The sequence below is a fragment of the Streptomyces sp. NPDC111520 genome (assembly GCF_055635295.1).
This window is the reverse complement of record NZ_JBVKBW010000034.1, coordinates 1-24318: the sequence shown is the minus strand read 5'-3', so window position 1 is coordinate 24318 and position 24318 is coordinate 1. Positions and strand designations below refer to the sequence as shown.

Sequence of the window (24318 nt, the reverse complement as noted above, 5' to 3'; positions counted from 1 at the left end):
GTGTGGCGTGTGTCCCCGCGGCGCGGGGACACACGAGAGCCTCCCGGGGCCCCGGGAGCGGCCGCATCGCCTTTCACGTCTGGGCGAAAGGCTCCGCCGGGCCGATAATCGGTCGTCATGATCCGCTTACACTTCGACACCGCTGATCTGCGCCGGGTCACGCTCGCCCCGGCGCCCAACGCTCTGTGGGAGGCGGCCCTCAGCGTGCGCGGACTGCGGGCGCCGGCCGCCGGAACGGGCCGCGCGCACCCCGCAGCCGTGCAGTGGCGGCGGCGGTTGAACGGCAGCCTGGCCGACCGCGCCGGGGTCCTGCTCGACCTGGTGCCGCGTGACGGCTACCTGCCCGACTTTCTGCTCCAGCCGGCCGCCGGGGACCTCGCGACCGCCGTCGACCTGGCCGGGCGCACCCCCGCCGACCGCCTCGCCGCCGATCTGCGCGTCCTGCCGGGCGCCGGCGGGACGGGCGGCGGCGGGACGGGCGGCGGCGGGACGGGCGGCGGCGGGACGGGCGGCGGCGGGACGGGCGGCGGCCAAGAGCCGCCGAGCCGCTGGACGCTGGAGCTGGCCGCCGGGTCGCTCGCCGCACGACGCGTCCTGACGGCCGACCTGAAGAGCTATTTCGCCTCGTCGATCGCCCCGCTGTGGCCGCGGGTCCGCACCGACGGCGCGGCGGACCGCGCCCTGCGGTCGGAGATGCTGCTGCGCGGGGGCGTCGACGCGCTGCTGACCACACTCGTTCCCACCTGGCGCTGGGATCCCCCGGTCTTGCACCTGCCGTCCCGCTACGACTACGAAATCCCGCTGTGCGGCCACGGGCTGCTGCTCATGCCGTCCTGGTTCGCCACCGGACCGATGATCGGTTACATGCCCGACGAGCCGACCGTGCTCGCCTACCCGATGCACGTGCCCGAGCCTGCCGGGGCCCCGGCCGCACCGCCGGGAGCCGCCCTCGGACCGCTTCTCGGGCGGACCCGGGCGGCGGTGCTCCAGGCGCTGCGCGAGCCGGCCACGACCACTGCGCTCGCCGAGCGGGTCCAGGTCTCCCTCGCGGCGGCCAGCCAGCACGCGGGGGTGCTGCGGAACGCCGGGCTGGTGACCACGACCCGGATCGGTACCGCCGTCCTGCACAGCCTCACCCCGCTCGGCGCGGCCCTGCTGTCGGGCGAACCGCCCACGGCCTAGCCAAGCCACGCCCACAGGGCAACATCAGAAACGTGCCACGGCAGGCTGTCGCCTTTCGACGACCAAGCCCCCTGACACGCGGCGGAGGTCCGGGACCGACACGGCGACCCGCGGGTGACCGAGCCCGCGCCGGGCACCGGCTGGGCCTCGCTGCAGGTGACCGGCACGGACCGTTCCGGCACGCCGGTAACAGAGACGATCACCAGTTCCTCGGGTCGTTGGATCTGTTCGCCCGGACGACCTCGCCGACGTGGTCCTACTCAGCGATCCACTCGAAGGCGTTCGCATTTCCTCATCAACGGCCGAGTCGTCGTGAGACGCCGGGCGGCCAGGAGAGTGGAACCATCGAGGGCAACCGAATAGAAGCCATACCCGGCGTCTCTGGGTCTCTGGACCTGACGGCCCGTCCACCCCGCGACCAAGGTAGGACCGCATAGCCTCAAAGAAGAGATCGCCGAGTGGCCGTCGATCCACCACCCCGACGAACGTGGCCCGGTCGGCGAGGTAGCGCTGAACGGTGAAGCCTTCCCCGATAGCTACAGGAGAGGACGAGAGCGCCCTTCCCGCGCGAGCGGGGGAGGTCCGTGCCGTCGGTTCGAGCGGGGTGTCGTCCACACCCGCCCACGAAGAAGGACCGGGTCGAACACCACCCCGCCGCGCGCACCGACGAGCCTGCCCGGATCATCACCCGGAGCGCGCGGCGGTTCCATCAGATCCGCGACCACGGAGGACTACGACATGTTCAGCCACGCCGATCGAATGTCCACCGGAACGCCACTGTCCCCCACCGCCGTTCGACGTCAGTTGGATGGCGCCGTACCCGGGTAGCACCGCGCCCGCCCATACCCCTGCCGAGCTGGACCCGGCAACGCAGACCACCCGGTTCTTCAACGCCACGGAGGGCGTCGTGGAGATGCCGGGCCACGGTCCAAACACCCACACCCAACCCGCCATCGCCACCAGCCCCGACGGCAACGCCGGGACCGGCGACACCGACATCGGTAGCGACGCGGAACAGTGACCGACGGTCCGGTGCTGGTCGTCACCAACCAAGGCACATGGTGTGGGTATCCACGTGCACGCCGACCCACCCGGATCCGCACGTTCGGCAGCCCGCCGGCCGCGTGCAGCACGATCTGCGCGCGCACCCGAAGCCGGTGCTCAGTCATGTGGCCAAAGGCTGAATTCCGGAGCCGACCCGTTAGCCTCGCAGGTCAGACAAGTCCTCGTCACGGAGACTGAGACCGTTCGCCGCGAGGTTCTCCTCCAGGTGATCGAGAGAGCCGGTGCCCGGAATCGCCAACACCGACGGCGACTTCGCCAACAGCGAGGCGATCGCGACCTGCGCGGAGGTCGCGCCCAGGCGTGCCGCGACCTTGGCGAGCCGTTCGGCGTCGAGCGGGCCGCTGCCGATGCCGCCGCCGAGCGGAAAGTACGGCACATACGCGATGCCCGCTTCCTCGCACTCGGGCAGCAACCCCGGCTCGCCGGTGTGCCGGTTCTGCACTGCCGCGACGGGCGCGATCCCCCGGGCTTCCGCCAGCTGGGCGGCGTCGACATTACTGACACCCAGGTGCCGGATCAGCCCCTGCGCGCGGAGTTCGGCCAGCACCGCGAACCGTCCGGCGATCGACTCGCCATCCGGTCCGGTCATCCCGCCGACCCGCAGATAGACCAGGTCGAGCCGGTTCAGACCCAGAGAGCGCAGATCTGTCTCGACCAGGCCGCGCAGCTGATCAGCCGTCGCCTGCCCGCTCGGCACGCCGTTCGGTCCTGGCAACGGCCCCACCTTCGTCGCGATCACCAGGTCGTCACGGTAAGGGGCCAATGCCGTACGGATCAGCTCGTTGGCCCACACCACGTCCCTGCCGTAGAAGCCGGCCGTGTCGATGTGGTTCACGCCCAGTTCCACGGCCCTGCGGAGCACCGCGATGCCCGTCTCGGGATCTCGCGCCGGACCGGCGAAGGTGCCCATCGCCAGGCGCATCGCGCCGAAGCCGAGCCGGTTGACCGTCAGCTCTCCGCCGAGGGAGAAAGTCTTGATCGTCATGACGCTCATGGTGTCCGCCGCCACGACGCCCAGCGAGCTCGTGGCAGCATGCTGCCAGACTGGCGGGATGCGGAACGAAGAGGTTTTTTCAGTGCGAGGAGACGCAGAGCTGACCGCGCGCGCAGGCCACCTCTTCGAGTCCGCGCGGACCGAGTTCCTGTGCGCCGCCCGGGATCTCAAGACCTGGTCACAACCCGAGGCCAGGGCCTCGGTCCGGAATCGGATGCGCGCTGCGGAACCCGCTGACTTCACCCCCCGGAAGCTGCTCAGCCCGGTGGCACTCGCCGACGAGGAGGCCCGCGCACACCTGCGGCTGGTGCGGAGTAAGGGCGCTCTCGTTCGGATCAGCCGTTCACCGCTGCCCCACGAAACCATCCTCATCGACCGGCGGGTGATGATCCTTGCCGGCCAGCAGACCCCCACCGGCCGCGAGTACACCGTGACGACGTCGCAGATCCTGGTCAACGGCGTTCACTCGCTGTTCCAGGCGATCTGGGACACCGCCGTCGATCTCGAAACCTATCTGCACAGCGACGTCCAGCACCTTGATGCCGACGGCCGGATGATCCTCAAAGCCCTCGGTTCGGGCCTGACCGACGAATCAGCGGCAAGACGACTCGGCGTCTCACTGCGCACCTACCGACGGCGTGTAGCCGAGCTGATGGCCAAACTCGAAGCCGACTCCCGCTTTCAAGCCGGGCTACGTGCAGGCGAACTGGGCCTACCCCATTAACAACACAGCGACCGCGCCCCATGAGCAGCCTGCACGCCTGAACACCCCAGACCACACGACCAACCGTCACATCTACCCCGAAGAACGCCTGGCGGCAACGACTTAGCAGTCGCCCACGGAGTCCGGCAGTTACACTGTGCCGTAAGTGGTACGTACGCGAAGGCCGCGGTAGGTGCGGTACGCGTTCGGGTCTGCTGCACGATCGGGTGACAGGTTGGGTCACGCGGCTTGGAGGGCCGGTGGGGTCATGAGGGTCTCGAATTCGACGGGGTCAGGTGACCGAGTGCGGCTTGTCTGCGGCGGCGGTGGTGTTCTTCTGCAGCAGGCTGAGGAAGGACTCCATGGCCGCGTTGTCGCCGGCTGCGCTGATTGGGGAACCTGGCTCAGCAGGTTGCGGGCGTAGTGGGTGCGGCAGCGCTGCCACGAAGCCCCGGGCAGGACGGCTCCGATCGCGTCGACCAGGCCAGCGTGGGCGTCGGAGACGACGAGCTGGACGCCGGTCAGGCCGCGGGCGATGAGCGAGCGCTGGAAGGCCAGCCAGCCGGCTCCGTCTTCGGCGGTGGCGACGTCCAGGCCGAGGATCTCGCGATGTCCGTCGGCGTTGACACCGACCGCGATCAGCGCATGGACGTTGATGATGCGGCCATCCTCGCGGACCTTCTGGGTCAGCGCGTCAACCCAGGTCAGCGCGATGTCCAAGCATTGGACGAACAGGTCGCCGCGTTCCGTAACCGGCTGCTGGACGCGGGCCCGTATGCGTTTGTCTGGGACTTCTACAGTTGCGTGACGCCGAGAGACCCGGCGAGTTTCTCGACCCGGCGGGTAGTGACGCCCAGCAGGTAGGCAGTGGCGACCACCGAGATCAGGGCCTGTTCGGCCCTGCCGCGTCGTCGTTCCAGGAGCCAGTGCACAAGCTCCGTAACGGCAGCTACTTCCTGGCCAGCTCGACGGTGCTGGCCCTGGTGTCCCACTCGCGCGGGCGATATCCGTTGCGGTGGTTGACGCGTTCGTCGCTGACCTGCCCGTATTCCGCGTTGCAGAGGGCATCTGCCTCCGCGGACATCAGCGCGTCGGCGAAGGTCCTGACCATCGCGCGCAACAGATCCGGACTCGCCGCGGCGAGGTTCTCCTCGGCAAGCGCGTGCAGGGGCAGACTGTCAGGTGCGGTCATCGTGCTGATCTCCTTCGAGGCTTCGACACTTCGAAGATCAGCCGGTGGCCGTTTGTCTATGCGGGCACCAACCCAGACGCCGGAGCAAACCCCCGCATCAGGTCCAACCCGCTACACCACTTCCAAGGACGCAACCCTGCCGGCCGGGCCGGTACATGAGGAACCGCTCGCGCAGCAGCGTGCGGTGCAACTGCAGCAACGGTGGATCGACGGACTCGGCTATCGCCGCGGCAAGCCGCGCGTGACCGTCCAGGATCAGATGGCAATCAAGGCCACTGACCCACCACAACAGGACGGGCGGAAGCGTCCCTTCACGGGCCTGCTTGCGGTAGGCCTTGACCCGGCTGTCGTCGGCATCGGGCATCGGTCGCAGCGGAAGGATCTCCCACGAATGATTGTGGACAAACCAGTCGATGTATCCGTTCGGATGACCGTCGACGAGCATGGAGCCCCAGTACTCGGCATGCGAAGCGTCGGCGTGGCGCCAGCGCCGAAGCGGACTTTCGCACGAGAGCAGCCACCGGCCCTCGTGCAACGGGCTGCCCGCCGAATCGATCAGGTACTGGGCAAGGCGATGAGCCCACCGATCCGGGCTGCCCACCAGGGCGCGCCCCGCATCGGCACGCAATGGCGGAACGAAGGAGCGGTACTCGTCAGTGCGCCAGGAGTCCACGCCCCCTGGAGGTGGTCGTCGACAACGGCAAGCAGCACGGGCCGCGACAGCTGGGAGACCAGCAGCCGCTGCCCCGCACTGAACACGCACAGTCCCGGCTGGTGACGGTGCCGTACGTCCAGGGACAGACCTACCTACGTGCTGTCGTCCCGCGTGACATCACTGCGCTCCACACCCACGCCCCTCCGTTCACCGTTTCCCCGCGTCGAAGCCCCGCATGGCGGTTTCCCAATCGATTCAGGCCGCGCCTTCGGCGCCGTCGATCTTGGTGACGGCAAACAGCCCAGCGACCTGGCCGATGATGCCGCCCTCACGGTCACACCGCCTCGTGCTGCTCGGGACGGCGGTCGGCGCGCCTCCCGCTCACTTCACCCAGTGTCCACTGCACGCACTCGGGGCGGATGCCCGTGCGCACCCGGCAGAACTCCTCGACTGCGGCTTCGATGTCCGCCGCCGGCAGTGTGCTGCGCGGTTCGAACCAATACGGTTCGCCCGGATTGGAAATGACTTCCGGGTCGAAAGCGGGCGGGTTGGGATTGTCCGAGACCCAGATGTTGTCCAAAACCTCATCCGGCTCCGGACCTGGGTAACCCGCGTTGACGAACCAGATCAGTCCACCGTAGCCCGTCTCCCTGTTCAGAGAGACCACCAGGAAGTTGTTTGGAATGTGCCCTCTGTCCACGTGTCGATGTTCCAACCACGCGAACCAAGCCGTGTTCCCTGGGTGCCAATACTCACCACGCTTGTTCCAGCACTGCAGGTGACCGAGAACGTCAGCGACCACGGCGGAAACTTCGTCGCTTGTCTCAGCGAACCATTCGCGGCGCTCGCACTCCACGTTGAGAATCATCGTGTCGCGCACATTACCCCAGCACCCGGCACCCCAATTGCCCACACCTGCCTGGCGGGATACCTTCTCACAGCCCCCACCACAGCGAAATAGGGACTATCGGATACTCTCCACCGAGATCGCACAGCTTAGCGTTGGCCACCAGCCCGGATTCCCTGGGCGCGGCAAGTCGGTGAGCGAGCGGCCGGCTGCGGGCGGTCCGCTGGTGGAGTACCCGGAGATGATCACGGTGGCCGAGGCGATGGCGGTGCAGGAGCGGCAGCGCATGTGAGGCCGCAGTTTCGACAACGCGGACCCGGGCTGGCTGACGGGCCGTGGCCCACTTGGGTGGGGCAGCGACTGAGCCTGCAGCGGCAGATAGCCCATGACGGTTACGTGGCACTGTTGATGGGGCTGATGAAGCATCGCAACACGATTCGGGTCGTGGAGCGCCTGCGGCAGGCCCCTCCCCCGCCGGGGTACCGATTCGGGCCGCTGGAGCCACTGGCTCCGCCCCAGGAGCTGGTGGTGATGGGCCGGGCGTGGGAGGCGGTGTCCTCTTTGCCGTGGCAGCTGGGGTTGCCGGTGACAGTGGCGTCGTGACCGCGGCGCCGGTCCTCTGTGGCAGGGCCTGGCGGCGTGGCCGACTCAGGGGGACCGCACCGCATCGGCCAGCGAACGATCCCGACAGCCGAGGACCTGACCGCCGACCGCGGCTCAGGCTGGCTTTGTCCACGAGAACGGGCAGTAGATGTTCACCACTTCAGAAGGCATCAGAGCCAGACGAGATTTCGAACGGTGATGCTCAGCGTCGTGGCTGTGCTTCGGCCCCACAGCGACTTGAAAATACGTTGGCCTGTCTGCCACGGAGCTGCGACGATGCCCGCCCCTGTTCCTGAGCGGAGGACGTTTGTTCGTTTTCGTGTGTGTGCGGTGTGGCGCCGAGCTGACCGCCCCGTTGTCCCAGGTTGCCCTGCCGGCCCACGCTCGTCAGCAGTACGGGAACGGGCTTCAGCTCCCGGTGCTCATGGCATCGGGGACGTTCGCCGTGGAACTGGAGCCCTGGGGGCCACCGTGGCGAAGGTGGGAGAAGATCGATCCGGACGAGGCGGCTGCCCGCGGCATCTACGCGCCCGTCGCCGCCCTGTCCGACGCCGTGCCAGGCGCGATTGTCATCGCACCGGGAGACGCCCATGGCGCCGTGCTGAACCCGGAGAAGCGCGGCGGCGCCTGCTGCGGCTTCAACGGGAGTGACGGCCCCAACATGGCCTGCGCGGCATGCGGTCTTCTCGTGGCGAGCAGGATCGACGACTGCTCGCTCTGGCAGGCCGTTTGGCTCGCACCGAACGCCGTGCGCCGCCTTCCCGTCGCAGGCGCCGACGCCGGGCCGTTGTCCTGGGCGGACCTGCTCGCGCAGGGGGCGGGCGTGCCCCCGACCGAGCCGATTGCCCCGTGGGGAGAGCCGTTCCGGGCGGGCGACCGGTGGCACTGGAGCCCACAGTGGGTGGCCGCAGCCGGGCAGGCGCTCGCCCACCTCCTGGTGGCCTCGGAAGGCCGGGCGGTAGCCGTTCAGGACGGCCTGACCGCAACGATGTTCCAACGCGCCCTCGACACCCTCTTGCCGGCCGGTCCGCCGGCGCGGCGCGCCGTCCTGGCCGGACCGGGACAGCCCGCCCGCAACGCTGACGCGGACATCCTCCTCGTGCCGTCCCACCCGCAGACCGGGAAGGCATGGGCCCCGGCCGCCCCGGCGCGCCTGGTGCCGTTGCCGTTCGGGGTGTGGCTCCGGCTGGTCTTCCCCGAGCGGCAACTGCCCGTCCCCGCATCGGGTCTGCTACCCGACGGCGTCCTTCGCGACGACCCGCCAACGCCGCGTGTCCATGACGTGTTCCGGATCGACTGGGGAGTCTTCCAGCGAACCCTGACCCGGCTGCCAGCCGTCCGCACCCCATGGCTGCGCGAAATCCACGACAACCTCACGCAGCACATACGCACCGGCCTCCTCTAGTGTCCTGAGTCGTTGATTCGCTGCGTAAGTCGGTGATGGTTCGGCATGATGGCTGGCTGGCGAGGACGGGACGGCCGAAGGCTGAGCTGGTACTGACCTCCATCCAGCGGTGGCTGGCCGCCCGACCGCGGTTCCACGTGCTCTTCACCCCCACCAGCAGCTCCTGGCTCAACCAGGTCGAGCGGTGGTTCGGGCTGCTGACGACCCAACAGATACGGCGAGGCGTCCACAAGAACATCCAGGCCCTGGAGAAGGACATCCGCACCTGGATCCAGACCTGGAACGACGACCCGAAGCCCTTCGTCTGGACGAAAACCGCAGACGAAATCTTCGAACGCCTCGCCGGATATCTGAACCGAATTAACGACTCAGGACACTAGATGATCGATTCCAAGGGTTAGTGGTGGTAGGCGGTCAGGGAGCGCAGGGTCGGCTGGCCGGTGTGGTGGTTGTGCCAGATGGCGGCGGTCAGGGCGAGGAGTCGCTGCAGGATGGGGACGGCCACCCCGCTGGGTGTGCGGCCGCCGTGCCGCTCGAGGTCGAGCTGGCCTTTGAGGGTGTCGTTGACCGACTCGATCAGCTGCCGTAGCGGCTTGAACAGGTGTGCTCCGGCCCGTTGGGTTTCGCCCTTGCGGGCCGGCCGCAGTAACCGCACGTTCAGCTGGGCCAGCCGCCGCTCGAACTCGCGGCCGTAGTAGTGCCGGTCGGCGATGAGTGTCTGGCCCGGGCGGTCAGCGGTCAGCTCTGGTTCGACGGCCAGCAGGTCCAGCAGAGGCTCGCGTTCGTCGGCCTTGGCGCCGGTGAGCGCGAAGGCGACTGGGAGACCGTGCAGGGTGCAGACCAGGTGCCAAAAGAAGCGGCTGTGGCTGGCGCAGTAGCCCTACTCGGCCCATCCGGCCAGGTCCGAGCGTTTGACTACCTCCTTGGAGCGTCCGCATTCCACTGGTGTGGAGTCCACGACCCATACGTCGTCATCCCACAGTGCGGTGTCGGTGGCCAGTACCCGGATAGCTGTCCGGATCAGCTCGGGAGCCCGTCGCAGTCGCTTGTTGTAGCCGGGCTGCAGGGGCAGGTACGGGAACAGGTACCGCATGCGGGCATGCCAGTGCCGCAGCCAGCGGGCCTCGGAGACGTAGCCGTGGAGGGCCTGCATCACCGCCAGGGTGACCAGCTCGGCGTCGGACAACTGCGGGGTGATGCCCACCGCGGGTCGCCACGGTGCCAGATGAGGCGAAGCCGCACGGCTTTGCAGATGCGCTCATCGACACGCCGGACCACGGCCGGCACCAAGCGCACGAGCCGTCCGGAATCGACCTGCCGGTCGGCGATCCGCCCGGCCCGCGCCTCGGCATCCCCCGGGCCCGTGGCGGCTTCCGCCGGCAGCGTGGACTGTCGGCAGAGCCGGCTGCGTTCCGGCCTTCGCGTGATCCGATTGCAAGGTGCCCGGCACGGCTGCGCCACGCTGCTGACTGCGGCCGGCGTCGCGCCCCGCGTGGGCCTGTACCGGGTAACGTCGCAAGCCAGCAGGGGTTTAAGGTGCCGCCATGAAATCCATGCCCTGGGCCGTCTTCGCCGCCGCTCTCAGCCTGATCACCGTCGCGCCGACTGCCCTGATCCTCCGCGCCGTTGTCATCGTCGGTGACCGAATCGGTCCTGCCGAACTCATTCCCGCTGCGATCATCTTCGGCCCCATCACTGTCGGGCTCGGCTTCGGTGCCCGCAGCGCATGGCGAAGAGCCCTGGGCCGTGGGCCTGACCCGACGCGGCCTGACCCGACGCAGCCCGGCCCCATGCGGAAGGTTCTGTGGATCCTCCTGGCTCTGTTCCTCGGTTTCAACGCTCTTGGCGGCCTCATCGCAGTGTCCAAGGCCACCGATGGGCCCAGCCTGATCGGCAGCCTCGTCTTCAGCGGCCTTCTTACGTGGGGTGCGATTGCCAGCTGGCGCAAGGCTGACGGTCCCCGCCCACCCACTGGCCGCCCATACGGAGCGAGGGCAGTGGCAGCCATGGGGACGCAAGCAGTAGCCCCCTGGGGACTCGTCCAGCAGCGCGTCGTCGTGCGATGGGACAGCCGCGCCCTGACAGCCGTGGCCGGCGCGTTCAAACCGCACAGTCAGCCCCTTGCGGGACCGGACGGCGAACGGTGGATGTTCTCGACTAACGGCCCGACCGGGCACGTCTACCGCGGGTCGCACACCCTGACCCGCCTCGGCAGCCGCACGCGGTGAAGAAGCCGGCGTCCGGCCCAAGCAGGGCCGAACCGGAGCACCTGCGACAGCGTCGGAGATGTGGGCGCAGCGCGGTCGCCGAGGCCACCTACGCCCTCGTCGACCGCGCCGCCCGAGAACTGCTCGCCACCGGGGCGTACGCCGCCGTCGCGGGCGGCATCCCCTGGGGCGAGCTCAACGCGCTGATGCTCCCGCAGGCATGAGCCGCCCGGTCCTCCTCCGCCCGTCACGGCGCAGCCTCCCGCGAAGTTCCTGATCGCAGACGGCGGTTGGGTGCGGACCGATCGCGGGCCCCCGTCCGCCCGCCCGGTCGCAGCCGGGCGAACCGGGAAGGAGAACGGGTTATTTCACGGGGGTTACGCGCTCCCCTCTTGACAACGTTGTCTGGAAAGGAACACGCTAACCGCGATCTACGGCAGGTGTGCCCTTTTACGAGTCCCCCATCCCTTTACGGAGCTTCCGCGTGATCCAGGACCCTCGCCCCAACTCATGTATGGGGCCGGGGCGGTCGTCGCCGCCCCGCGTCGGCGATCGCGGCACCGCTTCGTACTGACCTGTTCTGACCTGTACTGACCTGTACTGACCTGTACTGACCTGTACTCCGGGTCGAACCGCCTCCTGGCGCCGTCCAGGACCGAGCCGCGGCGAGCCCCGACGTGATGCTCCCGACCTCCAATGACGAAAGGTCCCTCCGTGTCACCTTCCCCCTCTGCCCGCCATTTGTCCTTGCGAAGATGGGCCGGCGCGGCGATAGCCCTGTCGTTGCCCGTGGGGCTGCTGGCCGTCGCACCCTCGGTGGGTGCCGCGGCGCTGCCGCCCGGCAACTTCAGTTCCTCCTTCGAGTCGGCCGACCCGCAGGCCGCGGCGAGCACTGTCGAGGTCAACGGCAGCGGCAAGCCGGTCCAGGAGAACCTGAGCGGATCGAGCTCCACCGGACTGCCCGGCAGCCTGCTCGACCAGGTCAGCGAGGTGACCGCCAGCGCCGACAACCCGCCCGGGGAAATCGCCTCCAACGTCAAGGACGCCAATCCGTCGACCAAGTGGCTGGCGTTCGCCAAAACCGGCTGGGTGACGTACCGGCTGGCCAAGCCCGCGGCGGTGGTGAAGTACTCGCTTACCTCCGCGAACGACGCGGCGGGCCGCGACCCCAAGGACTTCACCGTTCAGGGGTCGAACGACGGCAGCGCGTGGACCGACCTGGACACGCGGACGGGTGTGAGCTTCAGCGGGCGGTTCGCCACCAACACCTACAGCTTCAGCAACACGACGGCCTACGCGTACTTCCGGCTGAACGTCACTGCGAACTCCGGTGACTCGATCCTCCAGCTCGCGGACTGGAACGTCAGCGACGGCTCGAACGTCCTGCCGCCTGCCACCCCGATGGTCAGTGTCGCCGGCGCGGGACCGGTCAGCGGCTACAACCACAAGCCGGGGGCCGGGTTCTCCGGCGTGGCCTCGCTGCGGTACTCGGGCGGCGCGCGGGCCGACGGCCGCTCGTACGCGACCAACAAGCTCTTCGACGTCGACATCCCGGTCGGACCCAAGACCCGACTGTCGTACAAGATCTTCCCCGAGTTCACCGCCAAGGACACCCAGTACCCGTCCACCTACGCGGCCGTCGACCTGCACTTCACCGACGGCACCTACCTGAGCGGCCTCTCGCCCGTCGACCAGCACGGCTACGCGCTCACCGCGGCCGGGCAGGGGGCGTCGAAGGTGCTCTACGCCGACCAGTGGAACGCGGTGCAGTCCGAGATCGGGGCAGTCGCAGGCGGCAAGACGATCGACCGCGTCCTGCTCTCCTACGACGACCCCAAGGCCACCGCCTCGACGCGTTTCCAGGGCTGGCTCGACGCCGTCACCGTGTCGGGCACCCCGACGCCGGTGGACGGCTCCAGCCTGACCAACTTCGTCGACACCCGGCGCGGCACCAACGCGTCCGGCGGGTTCTCGCGCGGCAACAACCTGCCGATCTCGGCGATGCCGAACGGCTTCAACTTCTTCACGCCGGTCACCAACGCCGCGTCCAACTCCTGGCAGTATGACTACCAGTCGGGCAACAACGCGGCCAACCTGCCGACGCTGCAGGGACTCGCGATCTCGCACGAGCCCAGCCCGTGGATGGGTGACCGCAACCAGATGTCGGTCATGCCGGTGCCGGCCGGGGGCTCGCTCACCGGAGCGCCCAGCGGACGCGCACTCGCCTTCAGCCACGACGACGAGATCGCGCGGCCGGACTTCTACCAGGTCACCACGCAGAACGGCCTGAAGGCGCAGATGTCGCCCACCGACCACGGTGGCATCATGCAGTTCACCTTCCCGTCCGGGCAGGCCACCGGAAGCCTGGTCTTCTACAACGGCACGTTCACCATCGGCACGGACGGCACCTTCACCGGCTGGGTGGACAACGGAAGCGGTCTGTCGGCCGGTCGCAGCCGGATGTTCGTGTCCGGCACCTTCGACCGGGCGCCTACGGCGACCTCCGCCACTTCCGCCACCTTCGACACCTCCGCGAGCCGGCAGGTGACGCTGCGGATCGCGACCTCGTTCCTCTCGGTCGACCAGGCGGGCAAGAACCTCGGCTTGGAGGTCACCGGGCAGAGCTTCGACCAGATCCACGACGCGGCCACCGCGACGTGGAAGGACCGGCTCGGCCGGATCGAGGTGCAGGGCGCGAACGAGACGCAGAAGGTCACGCTCTACTCGAACCTCTACCGGCTGAACCTGTACCCGAACTCGCAGTCGGAGAACACCGGCACCGCAGCCGCGCCGCGCTGGCAGTACGCGAGCCCGGTGTCGGCACCGACCGGCACGTCGACCGCCACGCAGACCGGCGCCAAGGTCGTGGACGGCCAGATCTACGTCAACAACGGGTTCTGGGACACCTACCGCACCGTGTGGCCCGCGTACTCGCTGCTGTACCCGGACGTCGCGGCCAAGATCGCCGACGGCTTCGTCCAGCAGTACCGCGACGGCGGGTGGATAGCCCGCTGGTCCTCACCCGGCTACGCCGACCTGATGACCGGCACCAGCGCCAACGTGGCACTGGCCGAGGCCTACCTCAACGGTGTCGACGTGCCCGACCCGCTCGGCGCGTACGAGGCGGCGGTCAAGGACGCCACTGTCGCGTCCGGCCGCAGCGAGGTCGGCCGCAAGGGCATCGAGAACGGGCTGTTCCTCGGTTACACACCGACCTCCACCGGCGAGTCCGTGTCGTGGGCGCTGGAAGGCTTCATCAACGACTACGGCATCGGCAACATGGGCGCGGCCCTGGCCGACGACAAGTCGGTGCCGAAGGAGGACCGCAAGCGGATCAAGGAGGAGTCGGAGTACTTCCTCCAGCGCGCCCGCAACTACGTCAACCTCTTCGACAAGGACAGCAAGTTCTTCGAGGGACGCCAGGCCAACGGCACGTTCCTCACCGGCAACCCGCTCGACTGGGGCGGCGCCTACACCGAGACGAACGGCTGGAACTTCGCGTTCACCGCGCAGCAGGACGGCCAGGGCCTGGCCAACCTCTACGGCGGTCAGAAGCAGCTGGAGCAGAAGCTCGACCAGTTCTTCTCCACCCCGGAGAACGCCGACCACCCCGGTGGGTACAACGGCACGATCCACGAGATGCTCGAGGCGCAGGCGGTGCGCCTGGGCCAACTCGGCATGAGCAACCAGCCCTCGCACCACATCCCGTACATGTACGACTACGCCGGTGCGCCGTCCAAGACGCAGGCGATCGTGCGGGAGATCCTGCAGCGCCTCTACGTCGGCGACGAGATCGGCCAGGGCTACCCGGGTGACGAGGACAACGGCGAGATGTCGTCGTGGTACATCCTCAGCTCGCTGGGCATCTACCCGCTGCAGGCCGGCTCCTCCAACTGGGCCATAGGCTCGCCGCAGTTCACCAAGATGACCGTCCACCGCAAGAGCGGCGACATCGTTGTCAACGCGCCGGGCAACAGCACCAAGAACGTCTACGTGCAGGGTGTGAAGGTCAACGGCAAGACCCAGCGCGCGGTGTCCGTCGACTCCGCCAAGCTCGTCCACGGCGGCACGATCGACTTCGCAATGGGCTCGCAGCCGTCGTCCTGGGGCACCGGCAAGAAGGACGCGCCGCCGTCGCTGACCAAGGGCACAGACGTGCCCAAGCCCTTGCAGGACACCACGGGTCCGGGCCTCGGCACCGCGACCACCAGCGACGGGCAGGACGCGTCGAAGCTGTTCGACGACTCGTCGACCACGCAGATGACCTTCGCCACCGACGAGCCCCAGATCGGCTGGGTCTACCGCGGGGGCAAGCAGAGGCCGTCGTACTACACCCTCACCTCCGGTGCGGGTGCGGGCGACCCGACGGACTGGAAGCTGCAGGCCTCCAACGACGGGATCACCTGGACCACGCTCGACTCGCGTCACCGCGAGGTGTTCCCGTCGCGTAACCAGACCCGGGCGTTCAAGATCGGCAATCCGGGCAAGTTCGCACGGTTCCGCCTGGTCGTGAAGGAGACCGCCGGCGCCGCGCAGACCAACCTCGCCGAGGTCGAACTGCTCGCGGGCGGCGACGTCCAGCTCGGTGGCGGCGACCTCACGGTCGCCGGCGTGAGCAGCGGGCTGCACGCGACCTCCGGCGTCGCGGTCTCGGCACCCCTGGCCACCGTCACCGGGGGCACCGCGAGCGGCTACCAGGCCACGATCGACTGGGGTGACGGCTCGCCGGTCACCACGGGCACCACGGCTCTGAGCTCGCGGGGCGTGTACAGCGTCAGCGGTACGCACACCTACTCCAAGCCCGGCTACTACCAGGCGAACGTCACGGTGACCGACGGCACCGTCCAGGGCTCGGGCACGGTCGGGGCCGACGTCGCGTACGCGCCGAGCTCCAGCCTCACCGCCGCCTTCGACACCGTCTGCATCGGGGACGAGGGCGCGCTCGCCGCGAACTGCGACAGCAAGTCCTGGGCGTACTCGCGTGCCGCTCTCAAGGCGGCCGGCGTGACCCAGGGCCAGCAGCACGACGTGCCCGGCACGGCGCTGCACTTCACGCTGCCGGAGACCCCGGCCGGCCAGCCGGACAACGCGACGGGCAACGGCAGCACGCTCGCGCTCAACCTGCCGGCCGACGCGAAGAGCATCTCGTTCATCGGCGCCGGCACGCAGGGCAACCAGAACACCACCGGCACGGCGACATTCAGCGACGGCAGCACCGCCGCCGTCCCGATCCAGATGAGCGACTGGACGCTGGGCGGCAACGCAGGCGGCACGCCGTCCTTCGGCAACATCGTCGTCGCCAAGTCCGCCTACCGACTGCTCGGCACGAGCCGGGACAGCGCCCAACCGTTCCTGTTCGCCACCACGCCGTTCCAGATCCCGGCGGGCAAGACGCTGGTGTCGGTGACCCTGCCCCAGCAGACCGGCGACGCCGGTTCCGCCGGCCGGATCCACGTGTTCGCCGTCGCCCACGACGGCACGCCGGCGCCCGCGCTGGTGACGACCACTCCCAAGGACCGGACGGCCACCCCGGGGAAGGTCCTCGCGGCGGACCTCGGTTCGGTGACCGGCGGCGTTCCCGGCCCGACGGGCTACCAGGCCCGCGTCCAATGGGGTGACGGCACGGTTCCGTCCGACGCCACGGTCGACGCGTCCGGTGCGATCGATGGAGAGCACACGTACGTGCAGCAGGGCACGTACACCGTGCACGTCACCACGTGGGACACGCTGTCCAGCAGGACCGAGACGTTCACCGTGACCGTGGGGAAGGCGGCGCTGCAGCCGTCGATCTCGGCATCGGCATCCACCACCGTCGGGGCCGGTGACGCGATCACCGTCAACGGCAGCGGGTTCGCCGCCGGCGAGCGCGTGACCGTCAAGCTGGGCACCAGCCCGGCGCGCAGCGTGACGGTCGAGGCCTCTGCGACGGGTGCGGTCCACGCGTCCGTCGCGGCGTCCGACGACGCGCAGCCCGGCCGGTACGCCATCACCGCGGCCGGCATGTCCTCACGGACTCCGGCGACGGCCACCGTCCGGGTGACCGATGAACCGGAGGCGCGGACGTACCGACCGGACGTGCTGTTGTCGACGACGTCGGGGCCGCGCGCCACGGCGATCGTCGTCAACGCCAGCGGGTTCGCGCCGAACGAGGCCGTGAGGATCGGCTTCGGTGACGGTCTCGCCTTCATCACCGTGCACGCGAACGCCGACGGTGTGATCCACGGCGCGACCATCAGCGTTCCGGGGGCGGCCAAGCCGGGTCCGACTGGTGTCACGCTGGCCGGCGCCGATTCGGCGACCCATGTTCGGCTGCATTTCGAGGTCACCGACCAAAACTGACCCGAACTGAGTTGTACTGAGCTGAACCAGTCAAAGCCGCCGGTGGGCGGGGCCGTGATCACGTCCCCGCCCACCGGCGCTTTTCCGTGCTGTCCCGCGGGCGCGGGCGCGGCGCACGGGCATCACGGGCGCGGCCGGCGGCCTGGGCCGCGTCCGGGGGCCACCAGGGGGCCAGAGCCCCTTCTCGGCACCGTCCCGGCAGCGCTGGACAAGCCGCCCGACGGGGCGGCCACGGCCTTGGACGGCTCCAGGGCGGGCCAGCGCATGACCCGGCAGCGGTGAGCGTGCTGTTCGGGCGTTGTCTGACCTGCACGGGGGGCCGCAGTAGCGGTCGTTGAGACGTGCGGAACGATGCGCGAGGTCTTGGGCGATGCTGCCCATCAAGGCGGCCGCGCTGCCCTGGTCTGCCCCGTTCCCAGCAGGCGCCATCACCGCATGTCATATACGGTGACCGTGCGTATCTGCCAGGGTGCTATGCATCTGGCATTTGCCAGAAGCGCCTGGCTGACCTCCACCCATGAAAGGGACATCAGTGAACGCTCGATTTGGCGTGCGCCGAGGCGCACTCGCGGTCATAGCCCTGGCCGCGATAGCGGCGTCGACAGTCCCAGGATCGACGACTGCCCTCGCGGACGAAAGAGATCTCTTCGCAGACAACTGGGGAGTGATCACCCGAAACACGATCGGCTCCCCCGTCGCCATACTGAGGAACGGACCGGTCGGCTCCTTCGGCGTACCGGCATCCGCCGCCCGGCCGCCTCACGGCACCGGCAGCCTGGGCATCGAAGTCGCGAACAACTCCACCACGCTGACTCCCCCCAGCGAGAAGGTCGACTTCGGCAACGAACGCGACTTCTACGGCAACCCGGTTCTCGGCCTGACCAAGGTCGGCTTCCACGTCTTCCAGACCAGTGAGAACGTCGGCTACGGCGGCCCGACCAACATGCCGAACATCAGGTTCGAGATCGACCCGAACATGACCGCCGGCGACAACTACTCCACCATGGTATGGGCCCCGCCCGCCTCCCCCGTGGTGGACCGCTGGAGCCCGTACATCGACGCCACCACGACCGGCACCTGGTTCCTCACCGGCAACGAGACCTCCTGCACCCAGGCCACGCCGTGCACGTTCACCCAGCTGAAGGCCTCCTTCACCGGCGGCATCGCACCGCCGACCATCCTCACCGTCGCCGTCGGCAAGGGCCGCGACAACATGTGGATCGGCGCCGTCGACGGCCTCCGCATCAACCACAACATCTACGACTTCGAAGCCGACGGCGTCAAAACCCGCCTCCAGCTCTTCGGATAGGCCGGCAGGCAGGCCGGGCTGGCGCCAAGCCGGCCCACCACCTGGTCCTCGAGCCGACCGCTGGCTATGGGTACCGAAGCCTGCCCGACAGGCAAACACCCCGGCCCCCAACCCCGCCACCGAGCCCTTCCGACACCGGGGACGGCCCCCCAGAGTGCAGCCCCGCCCCCTCGGGGCCGCACTCTGGCTCCCCGGCGCAACGCCAACGACCCACCGGCCAGGCACCGCAACGGCCCAAGACCGGGGACATCCGCGCAGGAACAGCACCAATGCCCGTCAGACCCCTTAAGGGAAGAAGACCAAGACCGTCGACGTACTCGGCTTCGTGGACGACCGCGCCATCGACCCGGTGCTCCACTCCAAGCCGTACTGCGACGGCGCCGCGACCGAGCAGGGTCAGCGGCCATATGCGCTACTCGTCGAAGTCCCGGCTACGGCGCGGCACCGTGGCGGTGGCGAAGGTGACAATCCGCAACCGGGAGCGCCTCGCGGTGCTGCGGCCGCGCCACAAGATGCTCGTACTGCACACGCTGCTGTGGCCGAAGGAGGGCCGCGAGCCCGACGACCTGTCATCGCCAGCGCCCGTCACGGAGCGGGAGTTGGAGCTTGCCGAGTTGCTGATGGACCAGCTCGCCAGCGTCGAGATCGCCGAGCTGCACGATGAGTACGCGGCGCGTTGGAGCAGCTGGTGGTGGCGAAGATGGCCGGCGCCAAAGTGGAGGAGCCTGCGGAGCCGGCGTTTCGCCCGACTCCCGCTGAAAACAGGGCTCTTACGCCTACATTCGAAGGTACGACCCAGATCGGATGCAGGACGAGAACAGCCCCGGAGATGAAACCGTTCAACACTCATGCCACCGCTGACCCCTTTGCCCGCTCGATCAGCGCCTTCAAGACGCTGACAGTCACCCTGTCGGGCGCGATGCGAGCCGGTGGACCCATGCTGAACGGGAAGAACACCTCGAGGATGCCGGGCGGGAACTGCTCCGCCTGCTGCTGCAGGACCACTTGGACCTGCGCGCCCGGCGTGAGGAGGAACAGGTCCGTTCCGGTGCCGTGCCGCTCGTGGTCGGGCCGGAGGAGCGGGTGCGGCCCTGGCGGGAGACGGGGCACGCAGCCGAAGCCTGGGCCGCCGACCACCTGACCACGATGCTCGCAGGCCAGGCCGCTCGCGCCGCCGACGAGACGACCGCCCAGGCCGACCGGGAACGGCTACCTGCCGTCCGGCGCGAGGCGGTAGCCGCCTGCTACCGCTATCTGAGCGGCCACCTCGACCAGCTCCACTACGACACGGCTCTGGCCAACGGCTGGCCCATCGCCGCCTGCGCGGTCCAAGGAGCCGGCCGCCATCTGATCGCCGACCGACTCGACATCACCGGCGCCCGCCGGGGACTCGCCGGAGCCGAAGCCGTCCTACGACTCCGCACCCTGGTCGCCAACGGCGACCTCGAGGACTACTGGCACTACCACGGGCACCGCGAACACCAGCGGCTCTATCCCATACCCCACCAGCAGGAATACGGACTCACAGTCTGATCAGGAGCCACACAACGGTCCCCCGCCTCGACCTCCCCTGGCCCTGGCAGGGCATGGTTTGCAGGCTTCCGTCAGACACAGATCCAGCAGTAGAGGCGATGCCCTCGTTCGACCGCCCGGCTCGCCAGGTCGGCGGCCTGCTCGAGGAACTCCGCAAGGCCGTCCGGATCCGGCGGCGTGGGAAACACGTCCGATGCGGCCCATGCCCGGGCCACGTCGTGCAGTGAACATTGATCAACGTCGGCAAGTGCGTCACGCAGGCCATCTGTTAGCGACAAACACACCAATTGCCCCTCCTCGGCCGTCGCCAGCAGCTGGCCATGCCGCAGGTCCGCCTGGATGGTCTCAGCCGACCGACCCGAAAGGATCACCTCCGCTGGCAGCAGGTCGAGGGTCGGATCCATACCGTTGACGTCAAACCCGTCATAGCCCGTCGCGGTCGGTTCGTCGTCTTCGCGCATCACGGCCCGGACCGCGTCATCATCGTCAGCAGCAGCGAAGTAGCCATAGATAACTCCCATGCGGCGATCTTGGCACCCGCCCCTGGCACCCGCTCTCGATCAGCCCTTCACTCCAGAGGAACCGCACCCATCCGCATTACGCGTCTCACTGGTGGGCGCGGCCGGTTCGCACCGCCGACATCTGCCTTGTAAGCCTGGTGGTCAGGGTCGTCGAGGGTACGCAGGTCAGAGCGGCTTTCAGGAGACCCCAGCTCAGCCAGTCATCGCGACTGCGGCGACCCGTCGTTGACCGTGGCTGACCGTCCGATGTGGCACGGCTGTGGCACGCGTGGGCGCGCGTTGTCGACACCTGGCCCCAGACCTGTAAGGGTGACACCGGATCTCTGGTACGTCTCCGAAGACCTTGTGGCGCCAGCTGGGGCTGCGAGAAGGGAGTCATGTTGGTACGGCATCTCACCCCTATGTTCGCGCTGGGGGCGTTGCGTCGCGGCAAGGAGATCGAACAATTCCTCGGCCTGGTGGAGCGGGGCGGCCCGCGTGGGGTTCGTTGGATCGCACTCAGCCCCGGCGATAACGGCATCGGGGTCTACCTGCAGGAGGTGGAGGACGTCCCCTCCGAGACCTTCCGGGACATCACCAACCAGCTACCGCTCGACCTGGACGACGAGACATGGGGCAAGAAGATCACCACCGTGGCGACTCCGGAGGAAGCGATCAGCCTCGCCGAGCGGGAGTTCGGCGCGACCGCTGACCGCTGGGTCAATATGGGCCTCGTCGGCGACGAGTACTACGACTACGTGACTTCCGGCCGTCCGGATCGGACGGACTGACACGTGCCTTGTAAGTTCGATCCCGGTCCCGGGGCACTTGCGGAAACCACATGGCCGCCGGTGGAGTCAGGTTCCCAGCAGCCGGCCTGATCCAGGAAGGTTCGTGGCCGTTGATGTCATCGTTGGATGTCAGCCGAACAGCTTCGGCCACGGGCAGACCTCCCATGGCTCGTCCGGCCGGTCGGCCCACTTCCACCACACATGCCGGTTGCTGCACTTCCACAGCAAGCGGCAGACCCGTCGCCCGTCGTCCTCCCGCTTGAAGAGCGCCATGCTGCCAGCCTTCATGAGCTGGCTGCACTCGGGGCAGACGGGGGCATCGTTGGTCACGTCGACACCCTAACTGAGCGAGCCTCTTCGTCCCGAAGCAATGGGACCGGGTTTGTGACCTGCAGCCAAACCGCCCGTGGACTGCGCGAACCGTCCGCGAGCGGCCGTGGTTGTGCGCCCCAGTACGGGGCCGTTGTAGCGCAGTTAGACACTCAGCCGATGCCTGCACCGTTGCTCCGTACCACAGGCTGGCCGGTCAGTGACTACTGCAGCAACATGCCAGCATGCCCAGTTTCGCAGGCACGGAGGCGGGCCCCCTCCTGAAGCAGTTCGGAGCAGGGTTTTCAACCTGAGTGCATGACGAATCGAGGTCAAACGGCGAAAATAACCATATGCGTGGGCGGTTGCCCCGGCACGGGCGCAGGCTGCCGGAACTCTCCATCGATAAGCACCTCGCGCATTGTATGGTGAACAGCTTCCACTCGCCTGTTCCGGTATTCATGGAAAAGGGAAGTGGCCTGAAGTAGCAGCGAGCCATTGGGAAGCGCTGACACGGAGCAGAAGGCACCTGATTCGTTCAGGACGTCTGCACCTCCAATGCGACGCGCAATGTCCTCGGAGACAACCATGAGCCACGAGTAGCCCCTGAGTCGCTCACGCCAGTGAGGCGTGTTGTGCTTTGGGACTCGGGCGGGTCCGCGAAGGTACCGTTCAAGTTCGGTTCTCCCCCCTGAGTGTGCATATGAGAAGTGGCCGAACACCACATTGAAGTGTTGACACGCCCAATTGATGGTAGTGAGCAAGCGCGCGTGCTCTACATGTGCCGTTGCAGGGTTGGTCAGCAGGGCCTCGTCAATGTGATATGCGAGTTTCACGTAACTTGGCAGACCATCATCAAAAGAAGCTGAGAGCCTGATTGTCGAGTTCCCGACATCACCGCCTTCGGTGAACTCGCCGATCGCGGCGCTGGCTGATTCTGGAGTCTCGTCGAGGCGGCGCAGCAACCACGGGAGAGCCTCTCCAACGTAGGGGTTGTACACTACGTCGAACGTGCCACGCGGAGAGACTGAAAGCGATCCCCAAAGTCCCTGCCGGTGGCGCGCCGGAAGGCTGTCTCGCATCCGGGAAAACCCGATCTTCGAAACCCGAAGACCCTGTTGCAGTTTGAGCAACTCCCCATTAGAGGCAGACTTTCCGATTCCCTCGGTAAGCCAGCTGAATGCTGCGGCGACTAGGTCTTCCCGCGTTTCGCTGTATATGGTGAGTTCCATCAGCAGATCGTGACTAAGGCTGGCGTCCACCGAGAAAAATCCATCCATTTGACACCTCACAGAACTACGGGGCGGGGCTTCGAAGAAACAAGCCCTTGTTGTCTAAGTAGTGCCAGCGTCCACGGACACACGGTATCGCGAGGTCGGCGTAGCGGCTTTGGGCGGGAGCTGCCATGGGGCGAGAGATCGGGGCCCGTACGCTGGCCGCGAATCGGGCTGGCTCCTGGCCTGCCCGCAATAGCCCGATGTGGGCCCCGATCTTCGAGGCTCGCCCCATGGTGGCTACGTGAAGCCGCGGAGCCGACCGCCCCAGCCATAGCGGGCTTCTCCTCGGCACCCCTTCGCCGTCTGGCGGGCGGCCGGCGGCCGGGCCGGAGCGGGGCGCAGACAGGAGCGCCGGGCCGCGCGCCGCCGCGCTCTGCGCGGCGGGAGCGCTTGATGAAGTAGAGAAACTCTTACCGCGCTAGGTTCTGTCCGGCGGATCATGTGATCGCCCCGCGTGGACCATTGTGTTGGTCGTGGGGCGGGGCGATCTTACGAACGACGAGTGAGTGCAACTGGCACCGCCTCTGGCTCGGACCGTGATCAGCCCGCATCCGGAGCGTCGGCCCGCTTCGCCGGCTCGGCAGTGACCTGCCTGAGCAGCACCGTTGGCGATGGCATGACGGCGTACCAGGTGTTCGCGCTCTCGTCGGTGGCCGGTGCCCAGGCTGCAACTACGGGGAGTTCGCAGTGGTCGCCGGCCTCCAGTGGGGGCAGCGTCCAGGACATGCCGTGGTAGTGGCCATAGTCCACGCCCCACGTGCTGAACGAGTGGTTGTGTACCTCGTCGATCAGCGCAGCCCACCGCCGGGGTACCTCTCCTGCGTCGGCGGCCCCGCAGATCGCCTCCTCGTCACTGCCTCCGACAGTGAGCCGGGTCGTCTCGTCCTCCACCGTGATAGCAGCCAGCGCCTGCCCCCCGTCGTACCCTCCGTCGGCACCCTCCGGAAGCCCTGCCGAGAACTGCACTCGCCCGAGCGGCGTGAGGGCATCGATTCGCCAGACCGCCGCGCGGCAGTCGATCAGGGGCCCCCAGTTCGCGGGGTCGAGCTCGGGATCGTACGGGGTCAGCAGCAGCTCGACGCGGGCTCCGGGAGTCACCCAGCGTGCGAGCGTGCGGTCACCCGGCAGTTGGAACAGCTCATCGGGCTGCAGCGGAAGGCTGGTGTTCCCGATCGTCGTAGTGAAGGTCAGCGGGCCGAATGGGGAGTCGATAGCCGGTTGATCGGAGGAACGCAGGCGGGTGCGCGGGACGGTGTGGAGCAGCACCGCCCCAGCCTACTGCGGTGTCCCGGTCAAGATCCGCCGGACAGAACCTAGTACTGCAACGGTCTTTGTCGTGACGGGTGGGCAGGAGGCTCGTTGGAGTGGGCATGGGGTGGGATGTGGTGCCGGCTGATGCGAGCCGGT

At 68.1% G+C, this 24318-nt stretch carries 18 protein-coding genes and 5 pseudogenes; 13 read left to right on the top strand and 10 right to left on the bottom strand.

Translation table 11 applies throughout. From position 1 onward, the window contains the following. Positions 1 to 117 precede the first annotated feature (117 nt). Positions 118 to 1182, top strand: coding sequence for an ArsR/SmtB family transcription factor (locus ACZ7MY_RS40945; protein ID WP_499610953.1), 1065 nt, complete (start codon positions 118 to 120; stop codon positions 1180 to 1182). A gap of 808 nt (positions 1183 to 1990) precedes the next feature. Beyond that, positions 1991 to 2203 carry a putative ATP-grasp-modified RiPP gene (locus tag ACZ7MY_RS40940; protein ID WP_499610951.1) on the top strand — a complete coding sequence of 71 codons (213 nt, stop codon included), beginning with the start codon at positions 1991 to 1993 and terminating at the stop codon, positions 2201 to 2203. Between the two features lie 180 nt (positions 2204 to 2383). Here ACZ7MY_RS40940 and ACZ7MY_RS40935 read toward each other — a convergent pair whose 3' ends face one another. Then, positions 2384 to 3232, bottom strand: coding sequence for an oxidoreductase (locus tag ACZ7MY_RS40935; RefSeq protein ID WP_499610948.1), 849 nt, complete (start codon positions 3230 to 3232; stop codon positions 2384 to 2386). A 67-nt stretch (positions 3233 to 3299) separates the two neighbouring features. Here ACZ7MY_RS40935 and ACZ7MY_RS40930 point away from each other — a divergent pair, with 67 nt between their 5' ends. Then, complete coding sequence (locus tag ACZ7MY_RS40930) at positions 3300 to 3965, top strand: DNA-binding response regulator (protein ID WP_499611057.1); 666 nt, start codon at positions 3300 to 3302, stop codon at positions 3963 to 3965. A 357-nt stretch (positions 3966 to 4322) separates the two neighbouring features. Here the strand turns inward: ACZ7MY_RS40930 and ACZ7MY_RS40925 are convergent. From ACZ7MY_RS40925 to ACZ7MY_RS40915, 3 genes and pseudogenes are all read right to left on the bottom strand, one after another. Further along, positions 4323 to 5136 (bottom strand): annotated as a pseudogene (locus tag ACZ7MY_RS40925) (IS256 family transposase); the annotation flags it as partial. 97 nt (positions 5137 to 5233) lie between these two features. After that, positions 5234 to 5809, bottom strand: coding sequence for a hypothetical protein (locus ACZ7MY_RS40920; RefSeq protein WP_499610947.1), 576 nt, complete (start codon positions 5807 to 5809; stop codon positions 5234 to 5236). 316 nt (positions 5810 to 6125) lie between these two features. Continuing rightward, a complete protein-coding gene (locus tag ACZ7MY_RS40915; protein ID WP_499610945.1) occupies positions 6126 to 6659 on the bottom strand; it encodes an Imm1 family immunity protein in 534 nt (177 codons plus the stop codon). 889 nt (positions 6660 to 7548) lie between these two features. On the opposite strand from ACZ7MY_RS40915, the gene ACZ7MY_RS40910 reads away from it, so the two are divergent. Next, positions 7549 to 8646, top strand: a complete 1098-nt coding sequence (locus ACZ7MY_RS40910) for a hypothetical protein (RefSeq protein ID WP_499610942.1) — start codon at positions 7549 to 7551, stop codon at positions 8644 to 8646. Between the two features lie 98 nt (positions 8647 to 8744). Further along, positions 8745 to 9026: pseudogene (locus ACZ7MY_RS40905) on the top strand (IS630 family transposase); the annotation flags it as partial. 17 nt (positions 9027 to 9043) lie between these two features. Here ACZ7MY_RS40905 and ACZ7MY_RS40900 read toward each other — a convergent pair. Next, positions 9044 to 9898: pseudogene (locus tag ACZ7MY_RS40900) on the bottom strand (IS982 family transposase). A 159-nt stretch (positions 9899 to 10057) separates the two neighbouring features. Between ACZ7MY_RS40900 and ACZ7MY_RS40895 the strand changes: the two are divergent. From ACZ7MY_RS40895 to ACZ7MY_RS40870, 6 genes and pseudogenes are all read left to right on the top strand, one after another. Continuing rightward, positions 10058 to 10141 (top strand): annotated as a pseudogene (locus ACZ7MY_RS40895) (tyrosine-type recombinase/integrase); the annotation flags it as partial. Between the two features lie 49 nt (positions 10142 to 10190). Then, a complete protein-coding gene (locus tag ACZ7MY_RS40890; protein ID WP_499610939.1) occupies positions 10191 to 10874 on the top strand; it encodes a hypothetical protein in 684 nt (227 codons plus the stop codon). Next, a complete protein-coding gene (locus ACZ7MY_RS40885; RefSeq protein WP_499610936.1) occupies positions 10871 to 11077 on the top strand; it encodes a hypothetical protein in 207 nt (68 codons plus the stop codon). The genes ACZ7MY_RS40890 and ACZ7MY_RS40885 overlap by 4 nt, the downstream gene beginning before the upstream one ends. A gap of 523 nt (positions 11078 to 11600) precedes the next feature. Next, positions 11601 to 17192, top strand: coding sequence for a GH92 family glycosyl hydrolase (locus ACZ7MY_RS40880; RefSeq protein WP_499610934.1), 5592 nt, complete (start codon positions 11601 to 11603; stop codon positions 17190 to 17192). Positions 17193 to 17856: 664 nt separating this feature from the next. Continuing rightward, positions 17857 to 18501: a hypothetical protein gene (locus ACZ7MY_RS40875; protein WP_499610932.1), complete on the top strand. Its 645-nt coding sequence runs from the start codon at positions 17857 to 17859 to the stop codon at positions 18499 to 18501. 407 nt (positions 18502 to 18908) lie between these two features. Next, positions 18909 to 19334: a Ku protein gene (locus tag ACZ7MY_RS40870; protein ID WP_499610929.1), complete on the top strand. Its 426-nt coding sequence runs from the start codon at positions 18909 to 18911 to the stop codon at positions 19332 to 19334. A gap of 13 nt (positions 19335 to 19347) precedes the next feature. On the opposite strand, the gene ACZ7MY_RS40865 is transcribed toward ACZ7MY_RS40870, so the two are convergent. Beyond that, the gene (locus ACZ7MY_RS40865) at positions 19348 to 19506 is read right to left on the bottom strand and encodes a hypothetical protein (RefSeq protein WP_499610926.1); all 159 of its coding nucleotides are present in this window, start codon (positions 19504 to 19506) and stop codon (positions 19348 to 19350) included. Between the two features lie 108 nt (positions 19507 to 19614). Between ACZ7MY_RS40865 and ACZ7MY_RS40860 the strand changes: the two are divergent. After that, positions 19615 to 20034: pseudogene (locus tag ACZ7MY_RS40860) on the top strand (ISKra4 family transposase); the annotation flags it as partial. A 71-nt stretch (positions 20035 to 20105) separates the two neighbouring features. Here ACZ7MY_RS40860 and ACZ7MY_RS40855 read toward each other — a convergent pair. After that, the gene (locus ACZ7MY_RS40855) at positions 20106 to 20555 is read right to left on the bottom strand and encodes a hypothetical protein (RefSeq protein WP_499610923.1); all 450 of its coding nucleotides are present in this window, start codon (positions 20553 to 20555) and stop codon (positions 20106 to 20108) included. Between the two features lie 377 nt (positions 20556 to 20932). Here ACZ7MY_RS40855 and ACZ7MY_RS40850 point away from each other — a divergent pair, with 377 nt between their 5' ends. After that, on the top strand, positions 20933 to 21325 hold the full coding sequence (locus ACZ7MY_RS40850) for a hypothetical protein (RefSeq protein WP_499610921.1): 393 nt from the start codon (positions 20933 to 20935) through the stop codon (positions 21323 to 21325). 129 nt (positions 21326 to 21454) lie between these two features. Here ACZ7MY_RS40850 and ACZ7MY_RS40845 read toward each other — a convergent pair whose 3' ends face one another. From ACZ7MY_RS40845 to ACZ7MY_RS40835, 3 genes are all read right to left on the bottom strand, one after another. Next, entirely contained in the window at positions 21455 to 21655 is a 201-nt protein-coding gene (locus tag ACZ7MY_RS40845) for a dehydrogenase (RefSeq protein WP_499610919.1), read from the bottom strand. Positions 21656 to 21966: 311 nt separating this feature from the next. Further along, positions 21967 to 22866 carry a hypothetical protein gene (locus ACZ7MY_RS40840; RefSeq protein ID WP_499610917.1) on the bottom strand — a complete coding sequence of 300 codons (900 nt, stop codon included), beginning with the start codon at positions 22864 to 22866 and terminating at the stop codon, positions 21967 to 21969. 585 nt (positions 22867 to 23451) lie between these two features. Then, a complete protein-coding gene (locus ACZ7MY_RS40835) occupies positions 23452 to 24177 on the bottom strand; it encodes a hypothetical protein (RefSeq protein ID WP_499610914.1) in 726 nt (241 codons plus the stop codon). Between the last annotated feature and the right edge of the window lie 141 nt (positions 24178 to 24318).